This is a genomic window from Streptomyces sp. SID14436, from assembly GCF_010548465.1.
Classification (GTDB): Bacteria; Actinomycetota; Actinomycetes; order Streptomycetales; family Streptomycetaceae; genus Streptomyces.
Window position 1 is genome coordinate 1 of the sequence record NZ_JAAGMD010000406.1, and the last position, 1,613, is coordinate 1,613.

The 1,613-nt window shown below is 76.0% G+C and carries 1 protein-coding gene; it reads left to right on the forward strand.

Features of this window, described 5'->3' with window-relative positions:
- Positions 1 to 1,605: SpoIIE family protein phosphatase (locus G3I53_RS14230; protein ID WP_164438409.1), on the forward strand; the 1,605-nt coding region annotated here is incomplete at its 5' end.
- Positions 1,606 to 1,613: the final 8 nt, after the last annotated feature.

Here is a 1,613-nt window from a genome sequence, read left to right on the forward strand (position 1 = left end):
CGGCTGGCCGCGTCGGTCGGCGGGCGGCTGCGGCAGTGCCTGGCCAAGGGCGGCACCTGGGTGCTCACCCTGGACGTGTCCGCCTCCCCCTCGGGCGGCGGCACCCTCACGGTGGTGGTGGCCCCGCCGCCGGAGGCCGCCGCGGCCGGTGAGATCCCGTGGGAGGCCGAACTGGCCGTGCCGGAGCCCGGCCGGGCTCCGGGCACGGACGCGCCGGCGTCCGCCGACCCGGCACAGGCCCTGCTGGCCGCCGACGAGGACACGGCCGTGGTGCTGGAGAGGCTGGCCGAGCAGGAGGCGCTGGTCGCCTTCCACCGGGAGGAACTGCACCAGACCAACCAGGGCGTGCTCGCCCTGCACGCCGAGCTGGACGCCGCCGGGCGGGCGCAGCGCACGGCGTTCGCCGCGGAACGCCGGGCCCGCAAGGAGGCCGAGACCGCCCGCCGCCGGCTGACGTTCCTGGCGGACGCCAGCGTGGTGCTGAACGCGTCGCTGAACCTCGACGAGATCGTGCGCCGTCTGCCGGAACTGCTGGTGCCGGACCACGCCTCGCGGGCCGACGTGTGGCTGTTCGACGACGAGGGCGAGGAGGCGCACCCGGCGTCGCACGCCGCCGCCGCGGTCCGGGCGGCCCGCACGGGGCGCCCGCAGTACGCGGCCGCGCACCCGGGCGGTCTGCCCGGGGTCGACGACCAGCCGCCCTCGGCAATCGACCCGGACCGGCCGCTGCTGTGCGTGCCGCTGCTGACGCGCCGGGCGCCGTTGGGCGTGCTCACGCTGTCCCCGCCCGGGGAACGCTGGGCGCCCGACGACGCGGTGATGCTGATCGAGTTCACCCGCCGGGCCAGCATCGCGCTCGACAACGCCCGGCGTTTCGAGCACAACCGGGACATCGCGGAGACGCTGCAGCGCGCCCTGCTGACGGAACTGCCGGACATCCCGCGGCTGAGCCTGGCGGCGCGCTACCTGCCGGCCACGCACGGGCTGAACATCGGCGGCGACTGGTTCGACGCGTTCCGCGGGCCCGACGGCAGCCTGATCACCGTGGTGGGCGACGTCACCGGGCACGGGCTGCACGCGGCGGTGATGATGAGCCAGCTGCGCACCGCGCTGCGCGCCTACGCCGTCGACCACAGCAGTCCCGGCCGGCTGCTGACCCGGCTGCACCAGTTCCTGCACCACCTCCAGCCGGACCTGTTCGCGACCGCCGTCATCGCGCGGTTCCATCCCGGCGAGCCGACGCTGACGTGGGCCGCCGCGGGACATCCGCCGCCGGTGCTGCGGCTGCCCGACGGGCGGGTGCGCGTCCTGGACGCCAAGCCGGGCGCCATGCTGGGCATCCCGCTGCACCAGGAGATCGCCGACCACACCGAGCCGCTGGAGCCCGGGTCGACGCTGGCGCTGTACACGGACGGTCTGGTCGAGCGGCGCGCGCGGGGCATAGACCCCGGCATCGCCCGGCTGGCGGCGGCGCTGGGCTCCTTCGAGCCGGGGGAGCTGGACGCCGACCCGGAGAGTTCGGCGGACCGGCTGCTGAGCCCGCTGCTGAGCGACTCCGAGCGCGACGACGACATCTGCCTGCTGCTCTGTCACCTGCACGGGTGAACGGCGGC